The sequence below is a fragment of the Mesobacillus maritimus genome, assembly GCF_023715205.1.
In the GTDB taxonomy this organism is placed as follows: domain Bacteria; phylum Bacillota; class Bacilli; order Bacillales; family Cytobacillaceae; genus Mesobacillus_B; species Mesobacillus_B maritimus_C.
The window spans coordinates 62771-85836 of record NZ_JAMBNR010000009.1 but is presented as its reverse complement, the minus strand read 5'-3'; the positions used below and the strand labels follow the sequence as shown (position 1 = coordinate 85836).

Sequence of the window (23066 nt, the reverse complement as noted above, 5' to 3'; positions counted from 1 at the left end):
CTCCGCATCCATTATTGTTCTTCTGGAAAAATAAACAAATGTGTGTCGATCCGGTCTTCTTGGTTCGCTTTTTTCGCAAACACCTTTGCCAAATAGCCACCCTCTGCTGGCATTTCCTCCGGTGATAGCTCCACTTCAAGCAAACCTTTTTTGACATTTCGTCTAGCATCAAGGAACCCAACAAAGCGATAACTCTCGGGGTCAAACAACGCGATCCCAAATTCCTCGGCCCCACCAGGCAGGTAAACTTCATACCGATAGTGTCCGGGTTTATCTGCGGGTGCAAACGCAAATCCCATGATCCTAGGGTAATCTGGTTCCTCAAGCACATATAGATAAGGTAAATTTATTTGGTTTGATCCTTCATTTAAAGTAAGATAGCCATCATGAATTTTCCCTTTAAATACATCAGGGTCAATCAGCATGCTAATTTCCACTTTTTTTGATTCCCCAGCTTCTAACTCAAAGCTCATTGGCATCTCCCACTCAATTCCATCTTCATGCTTTGGTATAGCGAAGGAGTATCTTTTCGATTCGGTACTGTGATTTTGAACATCGACGACAGTCGTATGACGATGATGATGATCACTAAGCCGAAACCGACCAAACTGTAACGAACCAGGCATCACGAGTGTTTCCGTTTTTACTGCCTCTTCGACTTGAATTCTTCCTGCTCCTTGTTCATAGGTACGATAACCTTTTCCTGTTTCATCTTGTATCGGCAAAGCTGTATTCATCAGGGCCGCTTTGATTTGTTCAGGATTCCACTTAGGGTGCGCTTGCTTAATTAATGCAGCAGCCCCAGCAACATGGGGTGCAGCCATACTCGTTCCTTGCAGAGCAAGATATCCACCTGGGACCGTGCTTTCAATCGCAACTCCTGGCGCAACCACATCTGGTTTAATATCCCATGTAACGGTTACCGGTCCTCTTGAACTAAAATCAGCTAATTGGTCTTGTTCTTCAACCAAGTCCAACCTCGCAAACTCTTGCGTTTTTTTCAATGTTTTTCGAAGTTGTTCTCCTTCCGCTAGCGTAATCGATGCGACCGGAAGATCCAATTTTTCTTCTAAGTTGCCAATAAAACTACCAGCTGTATTGTTAAAAATAATCACGCCAACCGCTCCGGCTTTTGCTGCATTCTTTGCTTTCTGTGTAAACGTGAGTGTTCCGCGCTTCACAAGCACCATTTTCCCTTCCGCATTTTTTATCTCATTCGCACGACCAATGCCACCATCGACGATTTCAATGCTCCGGTCTAACTCCCACTTTTCCGAACCCATCAGCGGTTGTAGTTTGATTCTATCTGCTTGAGAGCTCACGCTTAAATATGGAACTTTTAAAGGCGGAGTGGATGCCCCAACCGAGATAGCTTTTGCAGCGGTCCCTGGAGACCCAACGGTCCACCGGTTTGGTCCTGAATTTCCCGAAGAGGTAACCGCGACAATCCCTTTTTCAACTGCGTTGTTGATGGCTAAACTTATCGGCAGATCCGGTCCATTGATTTCATTGCCTAATGATAGGTTGAGCACATCCACTTTGTCTTCAATTGCTTGATCAATCGCTGCTAACACCTGCTCTGTCGTTCCTGTCCCCCCCGGACCAAGCGCGCGGTAGCCAATAATTTTCGCATCTGGCGCGACACCTGTTATCCGACCATTGGCCGCAATGATTCCGGAAACATGGGTCCCGTGCAGCGTACTGCCACCGACGCCTTTTGTTTCCATCGGATCTTTATCGCCATCCACCAAATCATGGCCGCCACCAAAATTTCGGTGCAAGTCTGGATGTTCATAATCAATGCCTGTATCGATCACCCCAACGGTGACTCCTTTTCCAGAAAGTCGATGCCCTTTGCTATCAAGAATACCGCGAACTCTTTCCCCGCCAATCAGTTCAATATTCGTTGCAGTCGCTTCTGCTCGATACGATTGAACCGGGGTCACTTGTTTCGCTTCAGGAATGTTTTCGAGTGCTTGCAACGGGCCTTCTACCGAATAACCTGGGATGGCATGCTTAAACACCCGGCGCAATTTCACTTCAGGATGTTTTTCTAAGCGCTTTTCAATCTCTTGTTGTGATTCAAAATCCTCTGTTAAAACAATCGCTACCTTCTCAACACTTTTATCTTGCTTGGGGATGGGCGGATGCGTTAGTTTCGAAGTCGCCACCGCTTGTGAAACTCCAAGTTGGAGCACTAAAAGCATCACAGTGAGATAGAGGATGTTTCGCATGCTTCCACCTACTTTTTTATCTCTTAGCTTAAACGAAGCAAGGTTGGAATATGCAGGAACCAACACCTAGATCCTTTAACGGAAAATTTCATCCGTCCATCCGGTAATTAACTGAATTATCACATGTTTCTTCCTATTATATAGCTAAAAAACTAAACGCTTGTTATCTCCATAAAAAAACTCCCGTTTCATTACTGAAACGAGAGAAAAGGATTTTATGTTTATTTCGTTCCGAAGAGACGGTCACCTGCGTCACCTAGTCCTGGAACAATATATCCATGGTCATTTAATTTTTCATCAAGCGCAGCGATGTAAATATCGACATCTGGGTGAGCTTCTTTTAATGCTTCAACGCCTTCTGGTGCCGCAATTAAACACATAAACTTAATGTGTTTCGCTCCACGCGTTTTCAGTGAGCGAATCGCTTCAATCGCCGAACCACCTGTAGCAAGCATTGGATCCACAACAATAAAGTCACGCTCTTCCACATCACTTGGAAGTTTTACATAGTATTCAACCGGCATTAATGTTTTAGGATCACGATACAAGCCAACATGTCCAACTTTTGCAGCTGGAATTAGTTTTAGAATTCCATCGACCATACCAATTCCTGCACGTAAAATCGGCACCAAGCCCATTTTTTTACCGGCAAGTACTTTAGAAGTTGTCTTTTGAACAGGCGTTTCAACCTCCATATCCTCTAATGGCATATCACGCGTAATTTCAAATGCCATTAAAGTCGCTACTTCATCTACCAATTCACGGAACTCTTTTGTACCTGTATTTTTATCACGAATAAACGTTAACTTATGTTGAATCAATGGGTGGTCAAACACATATACCTTCGCCATGGAATTCGCTCCTTTTTAAAAAAAATGTAGAATTTTGTCCTATGTAGTCACACTTCGTCTAATTTTACAGAAAAAACTCCTGCAGGGCAACAACCATTCTCATACATTTTAGTGTTTGTTAAAGACACTTATCTTAAACAAAGTTCTACACCTCAGTAACTTTTCTAATTTATAGCTAAAATTACCCCTTCACAGCTAAAAAAAGCGATTCTCTTATGAGAACCGCTTCTAGTTGTCTATTAATATTCTGGGTAAAGCACATACTTCGATGATAGCGCCTCAACACGTTGACTTGCTTCCGCCAATTTGGCTTCATCTTCGTGATTTTTAAGGGTAAAGGCGATAATAGAAGCAATTTCGTCCATATCTTCTAAGCCAAAGCCGCGACTTGTCACAGCCGCTGTTCCAATACGAATTCCACTCGTTACAAATGGGCTCGCAGGATCAAACGGAATTGTGTTTTTATTGACCGTAATGCCGACATCATCTAGAACTTTCTCAGCCACTTTTCCTGTAAGGTCAAGTGAGCGAGTATCAATTAGAATAAGGTGGTTATCGGTTCCACCAGAAACTATGCTGACACCTTCTTTTTGGAGGCCTTCTGCTAAACGCTTTGCATTGGCAATGATGTTTTCAGCATAATTTTTAAAACTAGGCTGAAGGGCTTCACCAAACGCAACGGCTTTCGCAGAAATTACATGCATCAATGGACCACCTTGGATCCCAGGGAAAATCGATTTATCAATTTTCTTCGCAAACTCTTCACGGCATAAAATCATCCCACCGCGCGGACCACGAAGGGTTTTATGTGTTGTCGTTGTCACAAAGTCAGAATAAGGAACTGGGTTTTGATGAAGTCCAGCTGCTACCAAACCAGCGATATGTGCCATATCAACCATCAAGTAAGCGCCCACTTCATCGGCAATTTCACGGAATTTACTGAAATCAATTTCACGTGGATACGCACTCGCTCCAGCTACAATCAACTTCGGCTTATGCTCTAGGGCTTTTTGACGAACATCTTCATAATTGATTCGATGTGTTTCTTCGTCCACACCATATTCGACAAAATTGTATTGAATGCCACTGAAGTTTACTGGGCTACCATGTGTTAAGTGACCACCGTGCGAAAGATTCATCCCAAGAACGGTATCACCTTGTTCAAGAATCGTAAAGTATACCGCCATGTTCGCTTGCGCACCAGAATGGGGCTGAACGTTTACATGCTCGGCGCCAAAGATTTCCTTGGCACGGTCGCGCGCGATATCCTCAACAATATCCACATACTCACAACCGCCATAATAGCGTTTTGCTGGATATCCTTCGGCATATTTATTTGTTAGCACAGAACCTTGTGCTTCCATCACCGCTTCACTAACAAAGTTTTCTGAGGCAATCAATTCAATTTTAGTACGTTGGCGTCCTAATTCTTTCTGAATGGCTTCAAATACTTGGCTATCTTGTTCCTTAAGATGCTTCATGTTTATCCCCCTTTAAAATCACTGATGCTCTTCACCTATGTAGCTAATCTATTAATCGTTCGAAAATTCATTTTTATTGTAGCCCATGTGTTCACGAAAAGAAAGAAAGAAAACTCTATTTTTCATGATTTTTTTATAAAAAACCTAATTTTGTGGCAAATGTCGAAAAATGGTTCATTATTCATGAACATTATTAGTTCATTTTAATAAAATCGTTCGGATTTTATGTTTCTACTAAAAAGAAAAAAGCCCACTGTGAGCTCTTCTCCTTTAACATGATTCATTCTCATGATTCTGTTCATAAACTGCACGGCTACCACCAATAAGCTTTGGCCGTGATTTCGCTAGTGTTACATAAGCCTGACCAACCGTTTTATGACTAACACGAACGGGAACCGCCACATGTTTGATATGCATGCCAATAAGCGTGCTGCCAATATCAATCCCAGCGTCGGCCTTGATAAATTCGACAACAACCGGATCGGTAAACTGATGATAAGCATACGTCGCCATCGCTCCACCCGCTTTACGAACTGGGATGACGGTCACTTCTTCAAGCTGAAGCTTTTCTGCTGTTTCACGTTCAACAACTAAAGCACGATTTAAATGCTCACAGCACTGGAAAGCAAGCTGAACTTTCGTTTTTGCTTGTAACTCTTTCAATTGACGAAAAACGAATGCTGCAGCCTCTTCCGTCCCAGCTGTGCCAATTTTTTCTCCTATGATTTCACTTGTACTACAGCCGATTACGAGCACTTGGTTTGGCTTGAACCCTACCTGTTCGTCAAACTCGCTAAGAAGCAGCTGTAGCTCTTTTTCCCACTGCTCAATCATCTTATTCACACTCTTTTACTTATTCTCGTATTCAGTAATTTTACCAACACGGTTCGCATGACGACCGCCTTCAAACTCAGAGGTTAACCATGCTTGTGCAATTTCACGCGCAAGTCCTGGTCCGATTACTCGCTCACCCATCGCAATCATATTACTATCATTATGCTGACGCGTTACTTTCGCACTGAACACATCATGGACAAGCGCACAACGAATCCCTTTTACTTTGTTCGCTGCAATGCTCATACCAATTCCTGTCCCACAAATTAAAATTCCACGATCAAATTCACCAGCAGCTACTTTTTCCGCAACCGGTAAAGCATAGTCAGGGTAATCAACGGATGTATCACATTCACAACCAAAATCTTCATACGCAATTTCCATTTCATCCATTAACTTTTTGATTTCTTCTCGGATATTGATTCCACCATGATCTGAAGCAATTGCCACTTTCATCTCTATTTCCTCCTATTTATCCAACGATTAAGAATCTACCGTTATTTTCTCACAACTCTTCTAAAATAAAAAGACAGTCACAGAGAGTTACACTTTCCACTTGTTTGCAACTTTTTCAATCGCATCTTTAATTTCAGCAAAAGCGGCACGGTAAATTTCTACACTGCCCCCATAAGGGTCGGCGATGTCTCGGGCTGCATTCCCAGCAAATTCGCTCAAGGTAAACGTCTTATCCACCGCTTGAGGGAAGTAACTCAAAACCGCCTCCTTATGGCTAGCCGTCATAGTCAAGATAAGTGTCGCCCATTCAATTTCAGTTTGTGAAAGCTGTGTGGACTTGTGATCGAGACTAAGTTCATTTTCTTTTAACACTTTCCCCGCATTTTCAGACGCCGCACTGCCCTTAGCCGCAAAGACACCAGCAGATTTCACTTCTACCTCCGGGATTTCCTTGCTTCGTAAAATTGCCTCCGCCATCGGACTCCGACACGTATTTCCAGTGCACACAAATAAAACTCGCTTCAATTTTCACCCTCCTTACTTTCTCCTTTTACTCTTTATTATACTTACTCTCGGCAAAAATCAGTAAAAAAAGACACCCAGCATTTTTGGGTGCCACCGAATGCGTATGTACTCCAACTAAAACGGGAGCAATAATTTCAATCCAAAAGCGAGCAAAATCCCTCCACCGAGCGCTTCACTATAATGGCCCAGCCATCCTTGAACCCTACGGCCCAGCATAAGACCGGCCCAAGTCAAAGCGGTCGCAGCCACTCCAAAACTAATCAACACCAGCAATGTCTTTGCTCCATATATGCCAAGCGACAAGCCCGCTGAAAAACTATCCAAACTGACCCCAAACGCAAAAAAGATCAAGCCCTTCCCAACCGGGGCAATCAAACTCTCTTCCTCCGTCTTCAAGCTTGAATAGATCATCTGAACGCCTAATAAAATGAGTAAACCACCGCCCAGATAACTAGCAAGCGAGCCAAACTGCTCTGACAAATAACGCCCGGCAATCATCCCCACTAGAGGCATCCAGACATGAAAAATCCCAATCATGATTCCAATTTTCATAATTTGCCTCATCGTCAACCGGAACATCCCCATCCCGAGCCCAACAGAAAAGGCATCCATCCCTAGCGCAAAGGCCATCAATAGTAGTGTTACGAGTTCTCCAAGCATTGCTTCCATAATCTAGCCTCCCCGGACATACGTGGACTTGCTTTACCAACATATGCACGTCCACTAGAGTTTAGAAGGCAAAAATGTTTAAGCGTGGAGGGGGAATGCGTGATAGGGCAACACGATCTGCTTGGACAGTTTCTTCTCTGGGCCTCCTCTTTCTGTCTTTCAACCCGCTCTTATTTGACTGTTTAATCTCCGAACCTCCTCTTTTTGTCCCATCAACCCACTCTTCTTGAAAAAACCAAACAAACTCCTACTCCGTTCCATCCCTTTATATTGAAAAACCCGTGCTCCTCCATATAAAAAAGACCAAACCCCACAAGAGATTTGGTCCCACTACCACCTATCCAACTCACTTCCGAATAATCGGATAGCCGGACGCCTTTGTTAATCGGTTCATCACCGCAACTCCGACACCCGTTTCCGGAAAAATCTCGCCATAAATGATGTCCACATTACTCTCATTAAACGCTCGTAACGTATCATACAAAGCCTCAGCCACACTCTCTAGCTGCGTACGTCGGCCACAAGGGTAAATCACATCTGCCTGATAACGCTCACGGTTTTCTTCTGTCGTCATCACGCCGACCTTCAAGCCTTCTGCCCGCTTTTCATCAACAAGCTGCTGAATGTCTTCAACCTCGCCATCCACTAAATACAATGGCGCATTTGGCGAATAATGCCGGTATTTCATCCCCGGCGATTTCGGTGCTTGTTCAGGATCAGCCAATGCCGGGTCGGTCGATACTTCGCCAACAACCGCTTCCAGCTGTTCCTTCGTTATTCCGCCTGGACGTAAAATCACCGGTACGTCACCAGTGCAATCCACAACCGTCGATTCGACGCCAACTCCAGTAGGTCCTCCGTCGACAATCCCCGCAATCCGTCCATCTAAATCGTCATGCACATGACCTGCTGTTGTCGGGCTTGGACGCCCAGAAAGATTTGCACTCGGAGCCGCAATCGGAAGTCCCGACGCTTCAATCAGCGCAAGTGCAACCGGATGGTCCGGCATCCGAACCGCCACTGTGGATAACCCAGCTGTTGCCTTTTCTGAAAGTTTTCCGTCTTGTTTGTTAAAAATAAGCGTTAGTGGCCCAGGCCAGAACGCTTCCATTAATTGATTCGCCATTTCCGGTATTTCCCGGACAATGTTTGCTAATTGCGCTTGGTTTGCGATATGAATGATTAGTGGATTATCACTAGGCCTTCCTTTCGCGGCGAAAATTTTTGCCACCGCGTCATCACTTTCTGCATTTCCGCCAAGACCATAGACCGTCTCTGTCGGCAATGCAACGACATGATTCTCCATTAATAATGTCGCAGCTTGTCGAATTTGTGGATATGTTATCAAATTATCCACATTTTTATCCACTTTCCACAATTTTGTTAACATACTTGTCCACCTTTTACATTTGGGTCTAGTTTTCCCAAGTTAGTCCGATATATCCACTCTTTTTAAGAGATTCCCTATGAAAGTATAAAAGAAGAATGAGGCGTTGACAAGTTTTATCCACAAAATGTGGATAGAATGGACAAAACCGTGGATAACTTTCTAAAGATATCCACATTATCCAATGAATTTCTCCACAAATTACGAGTTATCCACATTTCCCGCTTTCATTTTCATAACAATTGCATTATCCACATGTGTAACGTTTTCAAAATGTTGATTATTGTATAGAGTTGGCGGAATCTCCTCGACTCGTTCAAAACCAATTTTATTGAAAAATGCCACTGCACTCTCTTTATTCGTCACTAGATACAAAGACTCGAGATGATTGCTTTCAGCAATACGAATCACACGATCAAACAAGAGCATGATTTGCACTTGGGTCGTGCCTTCAGAAATCACAAACGAGCGCAACAGCCCTACCCCATTAACAGGCTCAATCCCAATGCACGCCTTTAATCCACCAGTCTTTGTTTCCAAAAGTGAATAATAATTGATTGAATCCGCTATTCCCTCAGCGTTCACATTTGCTTCTAGTAAAAAGGATTCCAGCTTTTTAATATCCTTTTGCTCTGCTTTTCGAATGGTTTCTTCCATATTCCCACCTCATTTTTTGAATTCTAGTATATATGTATGGGAACAGTAGAAAAGTAGAACCACTTTTCTAGCATTTCGTGATATGGTTCACTTTGTTTTCTAACAAAAGGCGTATACTTTTAACTAGAATCTAGTAAACGGAGGGATCTTTCATGGAGAAACAAACATTGAACCAATACCAAGAATTCAATGAAGAAAGATTTACGAAACGAATCGTGTTTAAAAAAGGCGACAACACCGTCTTTTTATTAAACTTCTTACCTGGACAAGAACTCCCACCACATGCACACCCAGGCAGCGATGTGTTCATTCAAATGATGCAAGGAGAAGGAACCTTTACCGTGGACGGCAAAGAAGCATCACTCAAACAAAACGAAGTTCTCCACTGCCAAGACCAAGAAAAATTAGCGTTTAAAAACACCGGCACCGAACCCGTAACCCTTTATGTCGTCCTAACGAAAATTCCCGACGAGCGCTTTGCTCAAGACATTTAATTGCATAACAAACACAGAAGAGGCGCACCTTCATAGATGCGCCTCTCTCTCATTTATCCAAAAATCTTATTCCAAAGCTCGACCACAAAAAACTTCGTTTCAACCTTTTCCTCTTCTCCGTCTTCATATACTGGCGTTTTTTCTTGAGCTACTTTCTTTTCATCCTCAACTTCCTCCGCCTCTACTTTTTCCTCCTCAAACCCTGGGCTTGTCGCCTCACCATTCGAGAAATCTAAGAAACATAATGGTGGGAATAACACGCACCACCAATTTGAACCTGTGCCTTCGCCTAACGTAATCAGCACCGCTTCGTACTCTCCTGCTGGATAAAGAAACTGTCCATATAACTTAGTTGGAAACTTCACCTTTCCAAATTCAGCTGTTACACTTTGATCGCTTCCGTAAGAAGCCACTACTTCCTCAGCAATCTTTTGCAATTCTGGAATTCCCTCTTTGATCACGGTACGAGCTTCTTCAAGCGAAACCAACTCTTCTACCCATTTTGTGATTTCCGCATTAACGGCATCCCGAACCGCACGCTTGATTTCTTGGTCTTTGTCCATATCGCTATCAGCAAGGATTCGCAATCGAATCGCTTCATTTGGAATCACCTGAGGCTCTTGAGAAGTTGCCACTGTTGTTGGCATATATAAATTTAAAATAGTCGCAGCACATAATAATAGAATATAAAGTTCAGCAAGTAATTTCTGTTTCATTTTCTAGCACCATCCCTTCACTAGTCACAGTGTGGACAGATTGCTAGATTCTTAAACTATTAATTTTTAAAATTTTTTCAAACGAGCGAGACTTACATCCGCTCGCTCATGATCTTTCGTTTCTCTGCCAACAAAGCCTGAAATTCATTCTCTAGTTCTTCAGATGGCGTGATACTCAACCGGCTCAACACTTCCGAAATTCTCGTCTCAATCAGCAATAACTGCTCTGCCTGTTCATCACGCTCGTTCTGTGGCTCAAATTCTAAGTACTCTTGAAAACTTCCATCAAAAAGCTGAATTTCCTGCGCGTTTATTTCTAAAATCCGCGTTGCCACTTTTTCAATAAACCGGCGATCATGCGAAACAAACACAATACTTCCTTCGTACTCTTGCAAAAGTGACTCTAGCGCTTCGACTGACTCTAAATCAAGGAAGTTCGTCGGTTCATCGAGCAACAGCATATTGACCTCACTCACAAACAGTTTCGCTAACGCCACTTTCATCCGCTCGCCGCCACTCAATACAGAAACAGGTTTATGCACATCCTCACGGTAAAAATGAAGGCGCGCTAACACCGTTCGAATAAAACTTTCCTCTTGAACTGATGATGAACGCACATTTTCAAAAATCGTTTGGTTCACATCAAGTGTTGCGATATTCTGGCTAAAATAACCGATTTTCGCTGCCGGAGAAATCGTGATTCCAGCCCCCTGTTCAAGCAGTTTTTTCACTAATGTCGTTTTGCCGCTCCCATTTGGACCAATGACGGCCAGCTTCTCGCCACCTTTAATCGTAAAACGAGTCGGTTTCCACAACACACGCTGACCAACCTTGCCGCCAACATCCTCAACCCGGATGACCACTCTGCCTTTAAAACTTTCCTCATTGTGCAGATTCATTTTAATCGGAGCTGCTTCTCTCACTTTTTCGACTTTCTCAAGCTTCTCTAATCGAGTTTTAATCGCACCTGCGGCTTTATCCAACTTCTTTTGCTTTTTCGCAAAATATGGCTTCGAAGCACCTGACTCCATCGATTTATTTTTTGGAACTTTTGTTGCCCGCGCTGCCTTTGTTTCTTTCGTGTGCAGTGCCGCTTCTAACTGTTGCTTCTTTTTCTCATACTTTTCATACGCCAGTTCATGCTGCTGCCGTTCGATTTCTTTTTGTTCAGCATAAGCACTGTAGTTTCCTTTATATACGGTGATCTTTCCATCAGAAAGCTCCCAAATTTTTGTGCAAATTTTATCTAAAAACACACGGTCATGCGAAACAAGCAATAACGCCCCTGGCCATCTTGCTAACTTCTTTTCCAACCATTCAATATGCTCTTTATCCAAATGGGTCGTCGGCTCATCCGCTAAAAGCAATTCTGGCCGCTTCGCAAGAGTTTGGTTGATATACTCTTGCGTGACTTCACCCCCACTTTTCACTGTGTCGGTTCTTTTCAACTGTGGCAACAACTCAAGCGTTCCCCGCGCCGTAACAGTTCCTCCTTCCGAGTCCCGTTTTCCGGCTAACACTTCCAAAAGTGTTGTTTTGCCACTGCCATTCCGGCCAACTAGCCCAATTCGGTCATCTTTTCCAACCTGCAATTTATCCACATCTAATAACAACCGGTCTTTTATCGAAAGTTTTAAATGATTTGCTTCTAAAGTAACCACAAAAACGCCCCCAATTCTTTGAATTCCGGAAGCACAAAAAAGCCTCCTATCTCACGTTCAGAATAGGAGGCATAGGTGCACACCTAAAGAGACTACTCCCTTTAAGGCCAACTACGTGAAGTCCTATCCTATTCTGAAAACACGAATGTAGGCACCACAAACAAAGCAGTTATTCTCTGCTTGCTTTTAAAATGCCTAGATTCAATTGCTTTCGAGTAATAGGATTAAAACTTCATCGTTATTGGGTCACCCTTCCGTTATTTGTTATTTAAATCATACCTTCAGATGGGAGTAAATGTCAATCAGCTGTTAACCAATTTCCGCAAATACCATCCGATCTTTGCCATTAATATCGTTCACCACTTCTACTCTTGCTTCTGGAAAAGCTTGCTGCAACAATGTCGAAACAGCCTCGCCTTGTCCTGCTCCAATTTCAAAGCCAACAAGGGCCTTTTCTTTTAACACAAGCGGCAATTCGTCCATAAAACGGCGATATAAATCAAGTCCGTCATCGCCCGCAAATAACGCCAAATGCGGCTCATGCTCGGTCACCACTTCAGACATCCATGACTGGTCGCTCACTGGGATGTAGGGTGGATTGGATAGAATTGCGTCATACTTCTTGCCTGTAACAATCAACGGTTCTAACAAGTCCCCTTGCTTGAACTCAATATCCGCACCTAAATCCGCAGCATTTTGCTTCGCCACTGCTAACGCATCCGCAGAAACATCGGTTGCAGTGACCTGTAGCTTCGGATTTTCTAGCGCCATTGTAATCGCAATCGCCCCGCTCCCGGTCCCAATATCCGCAAGCTCCAACTCCACTTGCTTGCCAAACATCTTTTCTAGACGTTCCAAGGCTCCATAAACCAACTCTTCTGTTTCCGGACGTGGAATCAGCACCGCTGAGTTCACCTTAAAATGGCGCCCATAAAATTCTTCAGTCCCAATAATATATTGAACCGGGATCCCTTGTTCATGCTGGCGGACCGCTTGTTCAAAGGCTATCAAAAGTTCAGGACTTAACTCTTCGCGCATCTCCGCAAACAAAGTTGCCCGGCTCATGCCCGTGACATGGCGCATAAGCAATTCTCCCGCGTTTTCATCCCGCTGCTTTGCTTTTAAAAAAGACGAAGCCCAGTTGAGGGCTTCGTAGATTTTCTTACTCATTTGACGCATTCTCTAGACGGCTAGATTGGTCTTCCATAATCAACGCATCAATGAATTCATCCAATTTCCCTTGAAGGATCTGATCAAGTTTTTGGATTGTTAACCCAATGCGGTGATCCGTTACTCGGTTTTGCGGAAAATTGTACGTCCGAATTCGCTCTGAACGGTCTCCTGTTCCAACAGCCGATTTACGCACTTCATCATACTCCGCACGCGCTTCTTGTTGGAATTTGTCATACACACGGGCACGTAATACTTTCATCGCTTTGTCTTTGTTTTTATGCTGCGAACGTTCGTCCTGACTCGTAACGACAATCCCAGTTGGAATATGGGTTAAACGCACCGCTGACATCGTCGTGTTAACGCTCTGTCCACCCGCACCACTAGATGCGTACGTATCAAAGCGAATATCTTTATCATGAAGTTCAATGTCGACCTCTTCCGCTTCCGGTAAGCAAGCGACTGTTGCCGTTGACGTATGAATTCGGCCACCAGACTCTGTTTCCGGAACACGTTGAACGCGGTGTGCCCCATTTTCATACTTCAATTTGGAATAAGCGCCATTTCCGTTGACCATAAAAATTATTTCTTTATAGCCACCCACACCAGTTGAGTGGGATTCAATGACATCCACTTTCCAGCCCTGTGCATCCGCATAACGGCTGTACATCCGATACAGATCACCCGCGAATAACGCTGCCTCATCCCCACCTGCAGCACCGCGGATTTCAATGATGACGTTTTTATCATCGTTCGGGTCTTTTGGAATTAACAAGATTTTTAATCTTGCTTCCAATTCCTCAAGCTGGTCATTCAATTCGGAAATTTCTTCTTTCACCATTTCCTTCATTTCAGCATCTAACTTTTCCTCAAGCATGGCTTTTGCTTCGGCCAACTGCTCTTTTGCTGACTTATATTCCCGGTACGCTTGCACCGTTTCTTGAATATCCGATTGTTCTTTAGAATACTCACGTAGTTTTTTCGAATCATTAATAATTTCAGGATCACTTAAAAGCTCATTCAGCCTTTCAAAGCGGTCCTCCACGGCTTGAAGACGATCAAACACAGTCATTCACCTCAAATTTTATATGTTAAAAAGACATTTAAATTCATTTCCACATTCTCATTTTTACCCATCTAGCCCGCGCCTAGCCCCTCGACCGCTTCAAACCAGCCACCGAAGTCAAAGAACGACTTCCCCACCGTCTGGTTCTCCAGCGCTTGCGGGCTGAACAAGGCGCTTCCGCTTTTAAGTCCACAACTATTTAATTATAGTATAGCGAGAAATCTTCGTCAAAATCAAAATGAAAGTTGCAAGTAAGGAAATAGCATTTCTCGAATGAAACTTCATTACATATGAAATTTCATTTACAAAATGAATGCTGATTTCTGTTAATAGACCCTTACATTTCGAGAGTAGAACCTCTAATTTTGCAAATAGAACTACTACTTATAAATAGAACTCTTCTTTTTGAAAATAAATACCCATTTTCAGTTAATAATCCTTACAGTTTTGATAATAGACCTTGGCTTTTCGTAAATAGAAATTCTACTTGCAAATAGGGCTTCACTTTTTGAAAATAAATACCCATTTTCCGTTAATAAACCTTACAGTTTTGATAATAGACCTCGGCTTTTCGTAAATAGAAGTTCTACTTGTAAATAGAACTCCTCTTTTTGAAAATAGTTACCCATTTTCCGTTAATAAACCTTACAGTTTTGATAATAGACCTTGGCTTTTCGCAAATAGAAGTTCTCCTTGTAAATAGAAATCCTCTTTTTGAAAATAGATCCCCATTTTCGGTTAATAGATCTTACAGTTTTGATAATAGACCTTGGCTTTTCGCAAATAGAAGTTCTCCTTGTAAATAGAAATCCTCTTTTTGAAAATAGATCCCCATTTTCGGTTAATAGATCTTACATTTTTGATAATAGACCTCGGCTTTTCGTAAATAGAAGTTCTCCTTGTAAATAGGTCTTCACTTTTTGAAAATAGAAACCCAATTTCCGTTAATAAACCCTGTATTTTTGATAATAGAACTCTTGTTTCCGGTAAATTAAATTTTACCGACCAATACAAAAAACCAGCTCCTTCAAAAAAAGAAGCTGGTTTCTCATTTTTATGCTAAGCTATCTGTTTTTGAAGTGTTTTCTAGATGAACACGGGGTGCTCTTGGCACTTCATGATGGTGTCGGCAACGAGGTTCATATGATTCCGATGCGCCGACGAGGATGACGGGATCATCATAAGAGGCCGGTTTATCATTTATGAGACGCTGAGTTCGGCTTGCAGGCGAACCGCAGACAGCACACACAGCCTGGAGTTTTGTCACTTGTTCGGCAACTGCCATTAGCGCTGGCATTTGCCCAAAAGGTTCACCACGGAAGTCTTGGTCCAACCCAGCAAGAATGACGCGGTGTCCACTATTGGCAAGATGCTGAGCTACTTGAACGATTTCTTCATCAAAAAACTGAACTTCATCGATGGCAATGACCTCGATGTCCGAATCAATATGCTGAAAAATATCAGTCGATTTCGCTACAGGTTTGGCGATTACGCTTGTCCCATTATGAGACACGACGGCCTCTTCACTATAGCGGTTATCAATTAACGGTTTAAAAACAGCAAGTTTTTGCTTGGCAAATTGAGTTCTTCTCACACGGCGGATCAGTTCCTCCGATTTGCCTGAAAACATGCTGCCGCAGATAATTTCAATCCAGCCGCTGTGCTTCATCACATACATAGACACGGCCTCTCCTTCCTTACAATCACAGTTTACTTATAGAGTCCCCAATTCAGGGGTGTCTATTTTTAAGAAAGCGCCACCTGATCCAGGCTATATACCTCCTGACCAGGGCGCCTCCGCTTTTCATTTGTCTAGCTCCAGCGCCCTAGCGGCTAGTGTCCTTCCCTCTCCGCCCTACAATAAGTCAACATCGAATCGCCTCCGGCTCTTCGTGTTTCCTTTATCCCGTTCAACTGGCAGTAATTTCATAACTGCCAGTAAGAACCCGATTGACTTTTCTAAGGGCTAAAGCCCAAAGAAAAGTCTTATCTCAGTTGGAGAGCTCCAGGCCATACGCCGCTGACCAGGGCGCCTCCGCTTTTCAGACCGAAATAAAAAGCAGGCAAGTGATGTTGCTTCTTGCCTGCTCTTTTCAAATTTAAAATAGGAAACATCAATGTTTCCTAGCTGCAGCGCTCTGGAACCAACTGTTGACGTCAAAGAATGAGATCATCAGCTGGCCCTAATTTGCGCCGCTGCCTTATTTGAATTATTGGTTATTCTTAAGGCCGTATTTCTTGTTGAAGCGGTCTACACGTCCACCAGCTTCAGCAAACTTTTGACGTCCTGTATAGAATGGATGGCACTCAGAGCATGTTTCAACTTTAATCTCGTTCTTTACAGAACCAGTTTCGAAAGTGTTACCGCATGCGCAAGTCACCGTAATTGTCTTGTAGTTAGGATGAATTCCTGTCTTCATTCCTTGTCATCTCCTTTTGCCCTGAATCATTTGCTGAAACAGAGTTATATTCTGGGGCACAAAACTCTGTGCCTAGATAATCTAAAAACACACTGTTGTTATTATAGCAAGGCTATTCATATTTATCAAGCGTGTTTTTCCCTCAATAATTTCCAATATTTCTAATAGAATAGCATGAGTTCCTAGACGCTAATCTAGTCACCAGCAAGCCCATTCAAAATGTGCGCCCTATCCTATAGAACATTCAGAAATTAAGAAAGTACGCGTTTATTTCCAGCCTTCATTTCTTCCGTCAACATCGCGAAAAACTCTTCGTTTGACTTGGTTTGTTTTAAACGACGCAAGAACTTTTCTGCAAAGTCTGGGGAATCTGATAAGCTTTTGCGAATCGCCCAAAGCTTATCAAGATGCTCTTTCGGAATAAGCAATTCTTCTTTTCGCGTTCCAGAGCGACGAATATCGAGCGCCGGGAAGATGCGTCGTTCTGCAAGCGCACGATCCAAGTGCAGTTCCATGTTTCCTGTTCCCTTGAATTCTTCGTAAATAACGTCATCCATCCGGGAACCTGTATCAACTAGCGCTGTTGCAAGAATGGTTAAACTACCACCCTCTTCAATATTACGAGCTGCCCCAAAGAAACGCTTTGGACGGTGGAACGCAGCCGGGTCAATCCCCCCGGATAGCGTACGGCCACTTGGCGGAATCACCAAGTTATACGCACGAGCCAGACGCGTAATACTATCCATCAGAATGACTACATCTCGCTTATGTTCTACTAAACGCATTGCGCGTTCAAGCACTAGCTCCGCCACTTTAATATGGTTTTCAGGAACCTCATCAAACGTCGAGCTAACGACATCGCCTTGCACGGAACGTTCAATATCGGTTACTTCCTCTGGTCGCTCATCGATTAACAACACGATCAATTCTGCATCAGGGTGATTCGTCGTAATGCTGTTGGCAATTTCTTTGATCAGCATTGTTTTCCCAGCCTTTGGTGGTGCCACAATCAAACCACGCTGTCCAAAACCAACCGGAGCCAACAAGTCCATAATGCGTGTTGAAATATGCCTTGGCGTAGTTTCAAGCTTCATTTGGCGGTCAGGATAAAGTGGAGTAAGTCCAGGGAAGTGGACGCGCTCCTTCGCAGTCTCAGGGTCATCTCCATTGACTAATTCAACTTGAAGCAATCCAAAATAGCGTTCGTTTTCCTTTGGCGGACGAACTTTACCAGAAACCTTGTCCCCATTGCGAAGGTCAAAACGGCGGATTTGCGATGCAGAAATATAAATATCTTCAGAACTTGGGGAGTAGTTAATCGGACGTAAGAACCCGAAGCCCTCCGACTGAATAATTTCCAAGACGCCTTCCATAAAAAAGTAGCCTTGGCGTTCTGCTCTCGCTTTTAAAATTGCAAAAATCAGTTCCTTTTTTGATAACTTGCTGTAGTAAGAAACTTTGTATTCACGAGCTAATTCGTAGAGCTCTTTTAATTTCATATTTTCTAAACTCGAAATATTGACTTCCATGTCGTCACCACACCTAATAAGTATTTCGTTTTCCTCCAATATGTGAATGTAAAACTATGGATGGAAAAAGAAGAAATGAATTCTACTGAAGATTGTAAGAAGAGTATTCTGAAAAGCAGTCGATCGAAGATCTTTTTAAAATATTGTTCATTGTACCCTATTTCTCTCAATCGAATCAATGCTAATTTTTATTATGAAGCAACTTGGAAGGTCCCTTTCCTACCAAGTTGCTTTTTTAAAACGATTGATATTCAACTAGAAAGCTTCTCTAATTGAAATCTCTTAAATGGTAAAAATTATTTAATTACGAGGTTCGGCTTTTTATTCAAACTATGCTGCCCTTCAACAAAACGAACCGTTCCTGATTTCGCACGCATAACAAGCGAATGAGTTGTGGCGATGCTACCTTTGTATTGTACACCTTTCAGCATTTCGCCATCTGTTATTCCTGTCGCTGCAAAGATGGCGTCATCGCCTCTCACAAGGTCTTCCATGCGTAAAACTTTGTTTACGTCGATGCCCATTTTAATGCAACGTTCTACTTCTGCATCATTTTGCGGCACCAAGCGACCTTGAAGTTCTCCACCAAGGCATTTCAGCGCAACAGCGGCGATCACTCCTTCAGGTGCCCCGCCAATTCCAAACAAGATATCCACTCCGGTGAAATCAAAGGCTGTGTTAATGGCTCCTGCAACGTCCCCGTTATCAATTAACTTGATACGGGCACCAGCTTCGCGGATTTGTTGAATAATATGTTCATGACGCTCACGATTTAAAACCGTTGCGACCACATCTTCCATATCTTTGTTTTTCGCTTTCGCAACCGCTTTGAGGTTATCTAGCACAGAGGCATTGATATCAATTTTGCCTACCGCTTCCGGCCCTACTGCAATTTTATCCATATACATATCTGGTGCATGCAATAGGTTCCCATGGTCCGCAACAGCTAAAACCGCTAGCGCGTTCCAGCCACCTGATGCAACGATTTCGGTTCCTTCAACAGGGTCAACCGCGACATCTACACGTGGACCATAACCGGTTCCAAGCTTTTCGCCAATATAAAGCATTGGCGCTTCATCCATTTCCCCTTCACCGATGACGACTGTACCTTTCATCGGCACCGTATCAAAAACATCCCTCATTGCTTCCGTAGCAGCGCCATCTGCTTCGTCTTTTTTCCCGCGGCCCATCCAGCGACCAGATGATAAAGCAGCTGCTTCAGTAACACGGACGAGCTCCATTGATAAACTTCTCTCCATCGGTTTCACCCTCGATCCTCGTTTTAACAAAACCCCAGATTGTTTACGATGTTTCTATCTCTATCTTACTGCATCTACCTGTCTGCTGCTTTATGCATTTTTCATTTGTTCTTGTTCTTCTTTTGTCAGCTTTTCTCGCCAAGCGGTTGCACCTAGTCCATTCAGCTTTTCCACAAGATGGCTATAACCACGGTCAATATGCTCCAAACCTGTGATTTCAGTAACCCCTTCAGCTAGTAACCCAGCGATAACAAGTGCTGCTCCAGCTCGTAAGTCACTTGCTTTCACCTTCGCACCTTGAAGCTTAGTCGGTCCGTTGATAATCGCCGAACGCCCTTCAACCTTAATCGTCGCATTCATTCTTCGCAGTTCATCAATATGCTTAAACCGAGCACCATAAATGGTGTCCGTCACAACACTTGACCCTTCTGCTTGAGTTAAAAGCGACGTTAACGGCTGTTGTAAATCTGTTGGAAAACCTGGATAAACGAGTGTTTTGATATCGACGGCTTTAAAGCCTTCAGCTTGGCCAACAAACACTTGGTCATCTTTTGACTCAATTGGTACGCCCATCTCTTTCAGCTTTGCGATCAATGATTCAAGATGAAGTGGAATGACATTGTCAATGAGGATTCCTTGACCTACCGCAGCAGCTAAAATCATATATGTACCTGCTTCAATTCGGTCAGGAATAATGGTGTGTCGACAGCCATGAAGCTCGTCGACTCCGTCAATGCGGATCACATCGGTACCGGCACCTTTGATTTTTGCCCCCATATTGCTAAGTAGTGTGGCAACATCAATAATCTCCGGTTCCTTCGCGGCGTTTTCTATGATTGTTCTGCCTTTTGCACGAACGGCAGCAAGCATAATATTAATTGTCGCCCCAACACTGACGACATCAAGGTAAATTCGAGCCCCTCGTAGCTCATCGGCCCGTAAATAAATCGCACCTTGTTCATTGGTTACTTTTGCTCCTAGCGCCTCGAACCCTTTGATATGTTGATCAATCGGTCTTGGTCCTAAGAAACAGCCTCCCGGCAACCCAATGACAGCCTTTTTAAAACGGCCGAGCATCGCCCCCATTAAATAGTAGGAAGCACGAAGTTTCTTCACTTTTCCGTTCGGCAAAGGCATGGAAATCATCGTAGAAGGATCCACCGTCATTTCATTTTCTGAAAATGTAGCAGAACCACCGATTTCCTGTAATAAGTCTTTTAAAATATGGACGTCGGAAATATCTGGCAAACCTTCAATCGTCACAGGCGATTCGGCTAGTATGGTTGCGGGAATCAACGCAACTGCGCTATTCTTAGCTCCACTAATCCGAACTGTTCCCTTTAACGGGTACCCACCTGCAATTTTAAGTTTTTCCATACTTGACTCCCTTCTAAGCCGTGATGTGCAATCTTCTGTTTAGTTCCATGCATAAGGGCTTGTCCCTAAAGAGAAAAGCCCTGCTAGCTTGCATTATGCATTATTTACAAAGAATGATGAAATTATAATAATAGACCGTATGATTCCTACAATTCTTATCTTACACGAATTTGAGTGTGAGTGGGCAAAGAATCTTTTATTAAGCTCGTTTTTCCCAGTCTGCTAGAAACGCTTCAATCCCTTTATCTGTTAAAGGATGCTTAAATAATTGCATAATCACTTTATAAGGAATGGTTGCAATATGCGCTCCTTGAAGAGCTGCATCCGTTACATGCTGTGGATGACGTATTGAAGCCGCAATGATTTCGGTTTCAATTCCATGGATGGCAAAAATATCCGCAATCGTAGAGACCAAATCCATGCCGTTATGTCCGATATCATCCAATCTTCCTAGAAAAGGAGATACATAGGTTGCCCCTGCTCGCGCAGCTAATAACGCTTGGTTGGCACTGAAAATCAACGTCACATTTGTTTTGATTCCTTCTTTCGCAAATGTTGAAACCGCTTTAAGTCCTTCGGGAGTCATTGGAACTTTAACCGTAATGTTCGGAGCAATCGCCGCAAGCTCACGACCTTCTTTAATCATTCCTTCTGCATCCAGCGCAATAACCTCAGCACTAACTGATCCAGGAACCAATTCCGTAATTTCCTTTAGACGATCATGAAAACTTACATTCTTTTCTTTTGCCACTAACGACGGGTTCGTTGTCACACCAGCAACGATTCCAAGTGCATGAGCTTCACGAATCTCATCCATATTCGCTGTATCAATGAAAAACTTCATAAATAAAACGCCTCCATTCGACAAAATTTTCAGTTTCCTTTTAATGAAGGAAAACCGCCTCAAAAAAGGCGGTTACCTTGGTACTTAGTTAAGAAAGCATTGATGTTTTAACTTGGATGTCTGTCTAGCTCCAGCGGCTAGCGACTAGTGTCCATTGCTGTACGAGCCGCTTACGCTTTTCTATTGTCTAGCTCCAGCGGCTAACCCCTCGGGTCATAAGCCACCCCGGAATTGAAGGCAAAAAGCGCCTTCTATTCCGGTTCGTCTTATGCCTGTCGGAGTTGACCAAGCCGCTTCCACTTTTCTAATTATGCTTTTTGTGAAGAACCGAATTCGCGCATTTTACCAATAACAGTTGCTTTGATTGCATCGCGAGCAGGTCCTAAGTATTTACGTGGATCGTACTCTTCTGGCTTCGCTGCAAGTGTTTCACGAACAGCTTTCGCAGAAGCGATTTGGTTTTCAGTGTTAACGTTGATCTTTGCAGTACCGTAAGAAATCGACTTTTTAATGTCAGCTGTTGGGATACCAGTTCCACCATGAAGAACTAGAGGTACACCAGCAACTTTGTTGATTTCTTCCATTTCTTTGAATCCAAGGTTTGGTTCACCTTTGTATGGACCATGTACAGAACCTAGTGCAGGCGCTAGGCAGTCGATGCCAGTGCGCTCAACAAGTTCTTTACACTCGTTAACGTCCGCGTAAATAACACCTTCCGCGATTACGTCATCTTCTTGTCCACCAACTGTTCCAAGTTCAGCTTCAACAGAAACTCCCTTAGAATGTGCGTACTCAACAACTTTCTTAGTTGTTTCAACGTTTTCATCGAAAGGATGGTGAGAAGCGTCAATCATTACAGAAGTGAATCCTGCATCGATTGCTTCTTTACATTTTTCAAAGCTTGAACCGTGGTCAAGGTGAATTGCCACTGGTACAGTGATGTTGTAATCTTCAAGCAAACCTTCAACCATTTTCACAACGGTCTTAAATCCACCCATATATCGGCCAGCGCCTTCAGATACACCAAGGATAACTGGAGAGTTTTCCTCTTGTGCAGCTTGAAGAATCGCTTGCGTGAACTCAAGGTTATTTAGGTTAAATTGTCCTACTGCATAACCTTCTTCATTTGCTTTTTTCAGCATTTCTGTCATTGAAACTAAAGGCATTTGTTTTTCCTCCTTCATTAGATCGTCTCGCCTCAATTAGACTACCATTAAAAGGTTTCCCTCTATCTGGTTGATTATGTACGTAAAATAAAAACGAGTGATCTTATGGAATCCATTAGATATCATATCAAAACATCGACAGAAATACCATCTCGGAAGCCCGATTTTTACAGGTTTTATAAAAAATTCACAAGCAAACGCTACCAGTATTTTTACTTATCAGAATTGTTCAAAAACCCACTCGATATTGCAGAGCGGGTTCATTGATTA

The 23066-nt window shown here is 43.1% G+C and carries 21 protein-coding genes; 1 reads left to right on the top strand and 20 read right to left on the bottom strand.

Annotated elements, in window-relative coordinates; translation table 11 throughout:
• Positions 1 to 11: 11 nt before the first annotated feature.
• The 9 genes from M3182_RS14135 to M3182_RS14095 form a co-directional block, all read right to left on the bottom strand.
• The gene (locus M3182_RS14135) at positions 12 to 2234 is read right to left on the bottom strand and encodes a S8 family serine peptidase (RefSeq protein WP_251558570.1); all 2223 of its coding nucleotides are present in this window, start codon (positions 2232 to 2234) and stop codon (positions 12 to 14) included.
• Positions 2235 to 2455: 221 nt separating this feature from the next.
• Positions 2456 to 3085: a uracil phosphoribosyltransferase gene (gene upp, locus M3182_RS14130; RefSeq protein ID WP_251427905.1), complete on the bottom strand. Its 630-nt coding sequence runs from the start codon at positions 3083 to 3085 to the stop codon at positions 2456 to 2458.
• A 239-nt stretch (positions 3086 to 3324) separates the two neighbouring features.
• On the bottom strand, positions 3325 to 4566 hold the full coding sequence (gene glyA / locus M3182_RS14125) for a serine hydroxymethyltransferase (protein ID WP_251558568.1): 1242 nt from the start codon (positions 4564 to 4566) through the stop codon (positions 3325 to 3327).
• 270 nt (positions 4567 to 4836) lie between these two features.
• Positions 4837 to 5400 carry a TIGR01440 family protein gene (locus M3182_RS14120; RefSeq protein WP_251558566.1) on the bottom strand — a complete coding sequence of 188 codons (564 nt, stop codon included), beginning with the start codon at positions 5398 to 5400 and terminating at the stop codon, positions 4837 to 4839.
• A gap of 15 nt (positions 5401 to 5415) precedes the next feature.
• Positions 5416 to 5856: a ribose 5-phosphate isomerase B gene (gene rpiB, locus M3182_RS14115; RefSeq protein ID WP_251427914.1), complete on the bottom strand. Its 441-nt coding sequence runs from the start codon at positions 5854 to 5856 to the stop codon at positions 5416 to 5418.
• Positions 5857 to 5943: 87 nt separating this feature from the next.
• The gene (locus tag M3182_RS14110) at positions 5944 to 6381 is read right to left on the bottom strand and encodes a low molecular weight protein arginine phosphatase (protein ID WP_251558564.1); all 438 of its coding nucleotides are present in this window, start codon (positions 6379 to 6381) and stop codon (positions 5944 to 5946) included.
• A gap of 114 nt (positions 6382 to 6495) precedes the next feature.
• Positions 6496 to 7050, bottom strand: coding sequence for a manganese efflux pump MntP (locus M3182_RS14105; protein ID WP_251427920.1), 555 nt, complete (start codon positions 7048 to 7050; stop codon positions 6496 to 6498).
• 346 nt (positions 7051 to 7396) lie between these two features.
• Positions 7397 to 8440 (bottom strand): L-threonylcarbamoyladenylate synthase, encoded by a 1044-nt coding sequence (locus M3182_RS14100; RefSeq protein WP_251558563.1) that lies wholly within the window; start codon positions 8438 to 8440, stop codon positions 7397 to 7399.
• Between the two features lie 198 nt (positions 8441 to 8638).
• Positions 8639 to 9094 carry a GNAT family N-acetyltransferase gene (locus M3182_RS14095; RefSeq protein WP_251558561.1) on the bottom strand — a complete coding sequence of 152 codons (456 nt, stop codon included), beginning with the start codon at positions 9092 to 9094 and terminating at the stop codon, positions 8639 to 8641.
• A gap of 152 nt (positions 9095 to 9246) precedes the next feature.
• Here M3182_RS14095 and M3182_RS14090 point away from each other — a divergent pair, with 152 nt between their 5' ends.
• Positions 9247 to 9588 (top strand): cupin domain-containing protein, encoded by a 342-nt coding sequence (locus M3182_RS14090; RefSeq protein WP_251558559.1) that lies wholly within the window; start codon positions 9247 to 9249, stop codon positions 9586 to 9588.
• A 53-nt stretch (positions 9589 to 9641) separates the two neighbouring features.
• Here M3182_RS14090 and spoIIR read toward each other — a convergent pair whose 3' ends face one another.
• The 11 genes from spoIIR to M3182_RS14035 all read right to left on the bottom strand — a co-directional run bounded on the left by spoIIR (position 9642) and on the right by M3182_RS14035 (position 22796).
• Positions 9642 to 10304 (bottom strand): stage II sporulation protein R, encoded by a 663-nt coding sequence (gene spoIIR, locus M3182_RS14085; RefSeq protein ID WP_251427930.1) that lies wholly within the window; start codon positions 10302 to 10304, stop codon positions 9642 to 9644.
• Positions 10305 to 10396: 92 nt separating this feature from the next.
• Positions 10397 to 11965, bottom strand: a complete 1569-nt coding sequence (locus M3182_RS14080; RefSeq protein WP_251558557.1) for a Vga family ABC-F type ribosomal protection protein — start codon at positions 11963 to 11965, stop codon at positions 10397 to 10399.
• Between the two features lie 309 nt (positions 11966 to 12274).
• Positions 12275 to 13135 (bottom strand): peptide chain release factor N(5)-glutamine methyltransferase, encoded by an 861-nt coding sequence (gene prmC / locus M3182_RS14075; RefSeq protein ID WP_251558555.1) that lies wholly within the window; start codon positions 13133 to 13135, stop codon positions 12275 to 12277.
• Positions 13128 to 14201, bottom strand: coding sequence for a peptide chain release factor 1 (gene prfA / locus M3182_RS14070; RefSeq protein WP_251558553.1), 1074 nt, complete (start codon positions 14199 to 14201; stop codon positions 13128 to 13130). Before prfA ends, prmC begins: the two co-directional genes overlap by 8 nt.
• 1054 nt (positions 14202 to 15255) lie before the next feature.
• On the bottom strand, positions 15256 to 15879 hold the full coding sequence (locus M3182_RS14065; protein WP_251427938.1) for a thymidine kinase: 624 nt from the start codon (positions 15877 to 15879) through the stop codon (positions 15256 to 15258).
• 532 nt (positions 15880 to 16411) lie between these two features.
• On the bottom strand, positions 16412 to 16621 hold the full coding sequence (gene rpmE, locus M3182_RS14060; RefSeq protein ID WP_251427942.1) for a 50S ribosomal protein L31: 210 nt from the start codon (positions 16619 to 16621) through the stop codon (positions 16412 to 16414).
• Between the two features lie 251 nt (positions 16622 to 16872).
• Positions 16873 to 18150, bottom strand: a complete 1278-nt coding sequence (rho, locus tag M3182_RS14055) for a transcription termination factor Rho (RefSeq protein WP_251427945.1) — start codon at positions 18148 to 18150, stop codon at positions 16873 to 16875.
• A 296-nt stretch (positions 18151 to 18446) separates the two neighbouring features.
• Complete coding sequence (gene glpX / locus M3182_RS14050) at positions 18447 to 19409, bottom strand: class II fructose-bisphosphatase (RefSeq protein ID WP_251428463.1); 963 nt, start codon at positions 19407 to 19409, stop codon at positions 18447 to 18449.
• Positions 19410 to 19499: 90 nt separating this feature from the next.
• A complete protein-coding gene (gene murA, locus M3182_RS14045) occupies positions 19500 to 20786 on the bottom strand; it encodes a UDP-N-acetylglucosamine 1-carboxyvinyltransferase (protein WP_251558551.1) in 1287 nt (428 codons plus the stop codon).
• 199 nt (positions 20787 to 20985) lie between these two features.
• Complete coding sequence (fsa, locus tag M3182_RS14040; protein ID WP_251427952.1) at positions 20986 to 21630, bottom strand: fructose-6-phosphate aldolase; 645 nt, start codon at positions 21628 to 21630, stop codon at positions 20986 to 20988.
• A 308-nt stretch (positions 21631 to 21938) separates the two neighbouring features.
• The gene (locus tag M3182_RS14035) at positions 21939 to 22796 is read right to left on the bottom strand and encodes a class II fructose-bisphosphate aldolase (RefSeq protein ID WP_251427955.1); all 858 of its coding nucleotides are present in this window, start codon (positions 22794 to 22796) and stop codon (positions 21939 to 21941) included.
• Positions 22797 to 23066 lie beyond the last annotated feature (270 nt).